Raw genomic sequence first — 8,234 nt, 5'->3', positions numbered from 1 at the left:
ACAAGCTACCACAGTATCTCAGAGCGTTTCAGCTACGTCGAGAGCTGTTTCGGAAACCAGGCCGAGCTGCTCTCAAACACGCTGTTCGAGCGACGCTGTGAAATCAACAATGTGCTACGCATGAGCGTTAGTAATAACCATTCTCATACTCACTCAATATACACACCGCCAGTTCATCATCAAGCACTGATGTATCAGCCTCATCAGATACCTTCGCCTCATCCGCTCGTGGATACCGCTCTCCACATACCGACATTCAATCTTAACGACTGACCGACACAATTAGGTTCCTGGGCGCACCGTTTAGATGTAGCGAACCGCAGGACAGCACTGCCGTATTTCAGAATCGTTCGATAATCGAACGAAATCAAATCCGCGCACCGGGGGTTCTTTTATAAATGACCCGCCGCTGTCTGTCGGATTCTAATCGTTCGAAAAACGAACGGGCGCTGAGGGATTTGAACCCCCGACGGTTTGGTCCGAAGCCAAGCACTCTGTCCAAGCTGAGCTAAGCGCCCTACGTACAATGGTATGATGGTGTTATGGTTTAAACCAACCGGTTCCGCCGCGCGATGGTACCGCAGTCAGGGGATTACTCTGAAACCGCTTCAGCTGTGTCGCTATCAGTGTCTGTGGCGACTTCGGCCACGATCGCGTCCGTATCGACACCCCGTTCTTCGGCGAGTGCCTCGATGAGCGCGCGCTGTTCGGCCAGTTCCTGCTCCATTCCATCGACGCGAGTATTCGTCTCGTCGACAGTGCTCCGTAGGTCCTCGAGCTGTGTCTTCAGCTCGTTGACCTTCTTGTAGAGATCCTCGGCGATGTCGGCGACCTTCTGTATCTTTTTCGCGGTGGAGCCCAGTCCCATGGCCTTGGCTACGGCGAGCCGACATTTCCTCGTTTCGCTCGAACGTCGCTGTTAAGACGCCGCCGGACCGAGCGACGATATGGACGACTTGCGGCTCGCTCCGACTGTCGGCATCGTCGGGTGCGTTCTGTATCTCCTTGTACTTGCGGTCCCGTACGGCCTCGTCGAAACGGCGAGTGCCGTCGGGGCGTACTACAGTTCGGGGGCGCTCTCCCCGCTGCTGCCAGGCGTATTCGCGCTTGTTTGCATTATTGTGCTGGCGGCCGGCCGCGAGGGACGGTCGGATCCGAGTGTCGCGGCGGGCGCGAGCATCGGCATGGGCGTATTCATCGTCGCCCTCAGTGTCTTCTGGGCGGTCACCGTCCCCGAGAGTCTCGTGCTGGGACTGACTGAGTCGACGTTGATGGAGCACCACCGCTGGGGCGTCGTCATCGCGGGCCTCCTCATCCCGCTTGGTGGGACATGGTTCGCGCGGGCGCTGGACCTGCTGTAGGCCGGTCTGTCCACCGGCGCGTCGTCCAGCGGTCTGTGGACGCATCCGAAAGGCCCTTATGGGGCGGCGGCGGACTTTCAGATGGACTAGGTCGGGGGGCTAGGCCCCCCTCCTTGCCCGCACTGTGGTCTTGAGCGGGGACCGAACACCGGGGGCGTCCGGTCTGACGGACGTGGACCCCGTGAGCTAACGTGGAAGCCTCGTCCCACGGGGACGGCGGTCCGCGTGGTCGCACCTGCAGGGGTGCGCCCACGTGGTTAAACGATGGCACTCCGCCAGGCACGGAAGTGAGCAGCGGACCATCGAACACCCGTCGCTCGTGGGGTCGCGGGGTGGAGGAGGCAAACGGGATTACCCGCGTCCGAACGCCGGGCCATCCTGGCTGTCCGTTCCATTCATACCTACAGTCACTACCCGTGAACAGTCGTACTGGACGCGTTCTTGCGGAGCTCTCTCAGTACATTGTACGCGGAAGGCCGATATTTGGATGCAGATAGTGGTGTCTTATCCATAATTAATCTGATATAGCAGATATATCTCACCACGTATCCAGAATATAGAGACAAATATAGGGACATAGAACAGTAATTTGCCTACTTATCCGTATATTTGTATAAAAGGGCTGCTTTTCAGCCTGTCATCGTCAATATCTGGAGTGCTTAACTGATTTCGTCCATCCGACGGCTATCGGTGGCGACACTTGAGACTACGGCGACTCGCCGGCGCTGTCGTCGGTATTCCACGCCTGTAATTCTTTCCGGCGGATCTTCCCGCTTGTCGTCTGTGGCAGCGCATCAGCGAACTCGATCTCGCGGGGGTATTCGTACTCGGCAAGGTGCTCTCTGACGATAGATCGGATTTCTGACCGGAGCGTCTCGTGGGCCGGCGCATCGGCCGATGCTTCCACGTACGCTTTGATGATTTCGCCCCGGGTGTCGTCCGGGACACCGATGACGCCCGCCTGAACTGCGTCGGGGTGTTCGAGAATCGCGCTCTCGACCTCCATCGGCCCGACGCGGTAGCCACTGGTGATGATAACGTCGTCCTTGCGCGACTTGAACCAGACGTAGCCGTCGGCGTCCTGTCGTGCCAAGTCGCCGGTAACGAACCAGCCGTCGACCTCTTTGGCCGCCGTCTTCTCCGGCATGTTCCAGTACTCGTCGAAGAACACCGAGCGGTCGTGCGGTCGCACCGCTATCTCGCCGAGTTCGCCGGTCGAGAGCGGCGCAGCAACGCCGCGGTCGGCGGCGTCGGGGTCCAGAATCGCTAGGTCATACCCCGGTAACGGCTTGCCCATGCTGCTGGGCTGTGTGTCGAACCAGTTCGAGTTGTTGGCGACAACGAGATTCAGTTCTGTCTGACCGTAAAACTCGTTGATGGTGACCGAGTCGAACGTCTCCGCCACCCAGTCGACGATTTCCGGGGTCAACGACTCGCCGCCGACGGCAAACGTCTCGATGGCGAGGTCGTACGTCGTTGTCGGGTCCTCGATATCCATCAGCATTCGGAGGGCGGTGGCCGGCATGAACGACCGGGTGATATCGAACTCGGACAGCAGGTCGAACGCCGCCTCGGCCTCGAACCCTGAGGCGGGATAGCCGACGATGGTTCCACCGTGATGCCACGTCGCAAAGAGTGTCCCGCCGAGGGCCGCGCCCCAGGCCCAGTCCGCGGGCGTCCAGACTGTCGCGTCCGGTCCCAGCCCTTGGTCGAAAAAGTTGTACGCGGCTGCGGCTCGTCCGAGCCACAGTGCGTGTGAGTGCCGGACGCCTTTCGGCGGTCCCGTCGACCCGCTCGTGTACAGTATCGCCGTGTCAGTGTCCGGCGTGGAGTCGTAGGGTTCGATGTCGGTGTTTTCCGGCGCAGCAAGCATATCGCCGAAGGCGTGGACATCACCAGCCGGTGCGTCAGTTTCGATTTCGAGGACGTGCTCTAGCGTCGGACAGTCCTCGCGTATCGCGTCGATATCATCGCGCACGGTCGGGTCGATAACGGCGACGGTCGCGCCAGCGTCGTCCAGCCGGTACTGGAGCGCGTCCGTCCCGAACAGGACCGTCAACGGCACCGAGACGGCCCCGAGCTTCCAGTTCGCCAGGTGCGTTATTGGGTTCTGTGGCTTCTGTGGCACGACGACGCCGACCCGGTCACCGGCCTCGACGCCGAGACTGGCCAACCCCGCCGCGAGTCTGTCCGATAGCTCGTCCAGTTCGCGGAAGGTGTACTGCTCGCGCTGTCCGTCAGGATATGCCTGTTCGAGCGCCACCCTGTCGAGGTTCTCGTGTTTTTGCAGAAAATCGACCGCCGGATTGTACGACGACGGAAGGTCCCAGCTGAACTGCTCGTGGGCCTCGTCGTACCCCTCGAAGTCCGGCATCACTGTCCAGACCATGGCAGACCGGTCGTCTGGGTGGCTGTTGCGTCTTTCGGTCGAACCACCGTCGCCACACTCGAGCCGGCAGAACTTTCCGTCTTCCCCTCCCGACTTCACCGTGGACTCTACCGACATTCGGGACGAGTGGGCCGAGCGGTCCGGCGAATACTCTCCCGCGTATTATGCCTACTATGGAGCGGACGAGACGAGTGAGCTGGTGCAGTCAATACTCGCAGAGCATGTCGAGCAGGACGCGGCTGTGCTGGAGGTTGGCTGCAGCTCCGGGCGGCACCTCGCTGCACTAGCTGAAGCTGGCTACTCGGATTTGACCGGCGTCGATATCAACGGCGATGCGTTAGATGTCCTTGCTGAGACGTACCCCGACCTCGCAGCCACCGGCTCGTTTCACGCCATGGCTATCGAGGAGTTCGTCACAGATGTCGCGGACGACACGTACGATGTCGTTTTTTCCGTCGAAACACTGCAACATCTCCACCCAGATGTCGACTGGGCGTTCGAAGAACTGGCACGGATCGTAGATGACCTGCTGATTACCGTCGAGAACGAAGGTGGCGACCCGGGTGAAGTAAACTACGTCGATGACAACGTCCCGCTGTATTACCGGGACTGGAATGCGGTGTTCACAGACTGTGGACTTACCGAGGTCGATTCAATAGACGGAAAGCGGGATACTGTCCGCATCTTTCAGGTACCTGAGTAGGCCGTAGTGAAAGTAGGTTTGTATAGGGCGCTATTGAGGTGGGAAACTGATATAGATACATATATGCTCGAAGTTGAGTGGCAAAAATCTGAATGTGGCGGTAAAAATGCAGGTGGTGCTTGGAAAGCTCATGTGCAAATTTAGAGGTGTCTGTGGCTCATTAGAAATGCATATTGAACGGATGGTGACAGAGCGGTGTCTCGTTGATATTATATTGATATTAGTCCGATAATTGTGTATCAGATAGGAACTGAACTACTGAACGGCGGTGTTACACGGAACCGTTCTAGTATCATCACTCTCCGCTGTAGAAGTGGGCTTGGGAGCGGTGAGTATGTGTCTCACCACACGCTCACTGGGATACCAGAATAACGTCTGTACGTCTGTCATGCGTAGTGTTCCGTATTGCTGAACGGCAGTTCGCCCGATTGGGAATGGGTTGCCGGCCGACGGTAGTGCTCTCCCGACAAGCAAGAAGCATACCGTTGCCAGCACAAGATTCATGTATTGTTGCAGTTTGCAACTCTGTATGAGGTACTACCAGCTACGTGACGGGAACTCACAGCGGTTAGCGGTCGAAACTGGGGACGGTGTGTACGATTTGACCAGCGTCAAACCGCAGCTTCGAACGCTCCGTGACCTCCTCAAATCGGCCTCGATTGCGGATACCGCACCGGACGAACTCAGCGCCCGCCACCTCGATGCCGCTGAGGCAGTGTCCGAACAACGACTCGAAGCCACTGCTACCGATCCCGTCACTGCCGACGAAGTCTGGGCCGCTGGCGTCACGTACCAGATCAGTGAAGAAGCGCGGACAGAGGAAAGCGGCACGCCGGAGATGTACCTTGACGTGTACGATGCGGAGCGGCCGGAGATCTTTTTCAAATCGACGCCCACTCGGACTGTCGGCCCCGACGAAGCGGTCGGCATCCGAGCCGACTCAGACTGGGACGTGCCCGAGCCAGAGCTTGCAATCGTTCTCTACGAGGGCGACATCGTCGGCTACACTGTCGGCAACGACATGAGCAGTCGGTCTATCGAGGGAGAAAACCCGCTGTACCTCCCCCAAGCCAAGGTGTACGACCGCTGTTGTTCGGTTGGCCCAGCCGTCGTCACGGACATCGGAGACCCGCACTCGCTGGCACTTTCGATGTCGATTCACCGCGATGGTGACCGTGTCTACCACGGAGAGACCAACACCAGCGAGATGAAACGCACCTGTGAGGAACTCGTCTCGTACTACACCGCGCACAACGCAGTCCCTGAGCTGTCAGTGCTACTTACCGGGACCTCGCTCGTTCCCGACGACGATTTTACGCTGCAAGAGGGAGATCAAGTCAGCATCAACATTGAGTCCATCGGAACACTGAACAATTCAGTTACAGTCGTGTGAAAGGCTATCGGACCGGGGCGGTCTGGTAACCGCTTCGCAGAGGGTTTCACACTGTGATACCGTGCTCGGCTCTCGACTGGTTTCGATTGCGTGCCTGTGTGTCGGTCTGGCGGGGATTTGCGCCGACGGAATTATTACAGCCCTCCGTCTGACTGCACGCTCCACGGATATGTCTACCTGCGACAATCGATCAGGGCGTACGTGTCAGTTTGCGGTGATTTGCTATCGATATGCCGTGAGAAAACCAGTGTGCCGTCGAGGCCGCCGCTCTGTCCCAGATGTTTGAACAACTGTTTAGTACGAGGGGATACATGGCCGAGTATGGCAAAAACCGCTCAAAACCCAGTCAAATCCGCCGAGACGACGTTCGAAGTGCTTGACGCACTGAAAGATCTCGACGGAGCCGGTGTCACCGAACTGGCCCAGCACCTTGACATCCCAAAGAGTACTGTTCACAACTACCTGAGCACGCTGGAACAGGAAGAATACGTTGTCAACAGAGACGGTGTGTATGAGGTTGGGCTTCGGTTCCTAGAGCTGGGAGCGTACGCCCGCCACCGGCAGAAACTGTTCGAGATTGCGAAGCCAGAGGTCGACCGGCTGGCCGAAGAAACCGGCGAGCTCGCGAATATTCTCGTCGAAGAACACGGCCGCGGGTCGTACCTGTACCGTGCTCGGGGAGACAAAGCCGTGCAGGTCAAAGCCCACGTCGGAACACGCGTTCCGCTTCATACGACAGCGCTGGGAAAAGCGATTCTCGCACACATGCCGACCGAACGGGTTGATGCGATCGTCGACCGCCACGGACTCGGCGGGGAGGCCAGCAAGTCGATCAGTAGCAGAGCGGCACTGGAGCAAGAGCTAGCGGACGTCCGAGAGCGCGGCGTCGCCTTCGATGATGAAGAGCGTCTCGAAGGACTCCGCTGTGTCGCTGCCCCGGTGCTCAACCACGATACCGAAATTATCGGTGCGATCAGCGTTTCGGGCCCGACAAATCGGTTCCGAGGCGATCGATTCCGCGAAGAATTCCCACAGAAAGTACTGGAAGTCGCCAACGTTATCGAGCTGAACGTTACCTATTCATAGCAGCGGTGTTCAGAAGCGGTGAACGGTATTACAGTCTTGTGGTAGTGATACCTGAACAGCCCATTTTCGACAGTAGCGCTGTATTCGGGCAGCGTTTGCAGCACGCATTGGATCCACGACGCGCATGAGTCCCTGCTTGCATTCGATAACCGCCAGTTCATAGCTCTGGCTGCTGAACGGTGTCCATACCCGATTCATGATGAGTGAACGGCTTTCCAACGCTATCTTACACTGTTCGGTACGAGATACGACCACGACTCCGACACGGTCCCAATCTCAATAATGGATGTACTACTGTTACTCCAGACGAGACACATCGATTATGCGTTCCCTATCACTGGCTGTGCTCGAAATAGTAGCAAAACCCACCGTCGCTATGGCTAGTATATCCAAATGTCGATTTTATATACAGCTATGCCTAATATAGACCTAATTCAGGCTCTGAAAAATCGATAGTGCAAAATCCGTCTATAGGTTTGGGTAGATAGAATTATATTTTGCCAATAATAAGGGAGAGCATGAACTATCCGCCCATATATGTTGCTCAGGTAGCCACGCAACAGCAGCTATCGTTCCGGCGGTATCTCCCAACAAATCAGGGGTGCACGGTTACGCGAGGAACTGGACGCCCAGAGCCAGCAGGAACAGTACCACGACCCCGGTCGATGACAGTTCGAGCCACCGGGACCGCACGTCTGTGGACCTGATGCTTGCGACGAACAGCGTTCCGACGACGCCGACGACGACGACCAGTGCCAGATACACTGCGTTAAGCGCTGATGCCATATGATACCATTTCACAGCAGTACAGTAAACACTGGTGGTCGAATCGCCATCCCCACAACGGTAATGAGACCCAATCACATAGTCAGGGGCATGCGCCTCGAACTACGAATCTGTAAACACTGCTACGAGGGAGAGCATGGGAACGACCAAAAGACGGCGGTGACGCAGGACATGGTCGCCTGTGCCGAACAGGTCCGCGAGTACAAGGACCTCATTGGGCTCGATGCGCTCTATATTACGAAAGTGACGGAGGGCGACCCCGGCGGCGCGGAAGCACTGGATGTCATCGTCGCCAGCATCGAGGGCGACCAGGTCGCGCTCTCCGATACACAACTGGTCATGGAGGACGGCGACGGTAATATGCTCGTCTACCCGGAGCCAAAAGACATCCTGCAGGTCCTGACCCGGAACCTGAACCAGATTCAGGAACAGACCCGGCAGGACGTCGATGTCGAGCTGTCACCGGAAGGACAGGCACTCATCGCGTAGCTGCACGAAAAACGGTCCTCAGTCGGT

General features: G+C 57.7%; 8 protein-coding genes, 1 tRNA gene, 1 other RNA gene and 1 pseudogene. 7 read left to right on the top strand and 4 right to left on the bottom strand.

Going from position 1 to position 8,234, the window contains the following annotated elements; all coding sequences use genetic code 11:
• Positions 1 to 101: pseudogene (locus G9463_RS16510) on the top strand (IS1595 family transposase); the annotation flags it as partial.
• A gap of 342 nt (positions 102 to 443) precedes the next feature.
• Here the strand turns inward: G9463_RS16510 and G9463_RS16505 are convergent.
• Positions 444 to 518, bottom strand: a tRNA-Arg gene (locus G9463_RS16505).
• 74 nt (positions 519 to 592) lie between these two features.
• Positions 593 to 868 (bottom strand): DUF5798 family protein, encoded by a 276-nt coding sequence (locus G9463_RS16500; RefSeq protein WP_007187739.1) that lies wholly within the window; start codon positions 866 to 868, stop codon positions 593 to 595.
• A gap of 79 nt (positions 869 to 947) precedes the next feature.
• On the opposite strand from G9463_RS16500, the gene G9463_RS16495 reads away from it, so the two are divergent.
• Together G9463_RS16495 and ffs are read left to right on the top strand one after the other, a co-directional pair.
• The gene (locus G9463_RS16495; RefSeq protein ID WP_121303278.1) at positions 948 to 1,361 is read left to right on the top strand and encodes a hypothetical protein; all 414 of its coding nucleotides are present in this window, start codon (positions 948 to 950) and stop codon (positions 1,359 to 1,361) included.
• A 79-nt stretch (positions 1,362 to 1,440) separates the two neighbouring features.
• Positions 1,441 to 1,753, top strand: an RNA gene (ffs, locus tag G9463_RS16490) — signal recognition particle sRNA.
• Positions 1,754 to 2,067: 314 nt separating this feature from the next.
• Here ffs and G9463_RS16485 read toward each other — a convergent pair.
• Complete coding sequence (locus G9463_RS16485) at positions 2,068 to 3,750, bottom strand: acyl-CoA synthetase (RefSeq protein WP_165897297.1); 1,683 nt, start codon at positions 3,748 to 3,750, stop codon at positions 2,068 to 2,070.
• Positions 3,751 to 3,850: 100 nt separating this feature from the next.
• On the opposite strand from G9463_RS16485, the gene G9463_RS16480 reads away from it, so the two are divergent.
• The 3 genes from G9463_RS16480 (at position 3,851) to G9463_RS16470 (ending at position 6,932) form a co-directional block, all read left to right on the top strand.
• Entirely contained in the window at positions 3,851 to 4,453 is a 603-nt protein-coding gene (locus G9463_RS16480; protein WP_165897296.1) for a class I SAM-dependent methyltransferase, read from the top strand.
• A 529-nt stretch (positions 4,454 to 4,982) separates the two neighbouring features.
• Complete coding sequence (locus G9463_RS16475; protein WP_165897295.1) at positions 4,983 to 5,846, top strand: fumarylacetoacetate hydrolase family protein; 864 nt, start codon at positions 4,983 to 4,985, stop codon at positions 5,844 to 5,846.
• A 321-nt stretch (positions 5,847 to 6,167) separates the two neighbouring features.
• Positions 6,168 to 6,932 carry an IclR family transcriptional regulator gene (locus G9463_RS16470; RefSeq protein WP_004956872.1) on the top strand — a complete coding sequence of 255 codons (765 nt, stop codon included), beginning with the start codon at positions 6,168 to 6,170 and terminating at the stop codon, positions 6,930 to 6,932.
• Positions 6,933 to 7,541: 609 nt separating this feature from the next.
• Here the strand turns inward: G9463_RS16470 and G9463_RS16465 are convergent.
• A complete protein-coding gene (locus G9463_RS16465; RefSeq protein WP_165897294.1) occupies positions 7,542 to 7,718 on the bottom strand; it encodes a hypothetical protein in 177 nt (58 codons plus the stop codon).
• 90 nt (positions 7,719 to 7,808) lie between these two features.
• Between G9463_RS16465 and G9463_RS16460 the strand changes: the two genes are divergently transcribed.
• Positions 7,809 to 8,207 (top strand): hypothetical protein, encoded by a 399-nt coding sequence (locus tag G9463_RS16460; RefSeq protein ID WP_004956867.1) that lies wholly within the window; start codon positions 7,809 to 7,811, stop codon positions 8,205 to 8,207.
• The last annotated feature ends 27 nt before the right edge of the window (positions 8,208 to 8,234 follow it).

This window comes from Haloarcula sp. JP-Z28, from assembly GCF_011440255.1.
Lineage (GTDB): Archaea > Halobacteriota > Halobacteria > Halobacteriales > Haloarculaceae > Haloarcula > Haloarcula marismortui.
The sequence above is the reverse complement of the archived record's forward strand: the minus strand, read 5'-3'. Positions and strand labels throughout refer to the sequence as shown.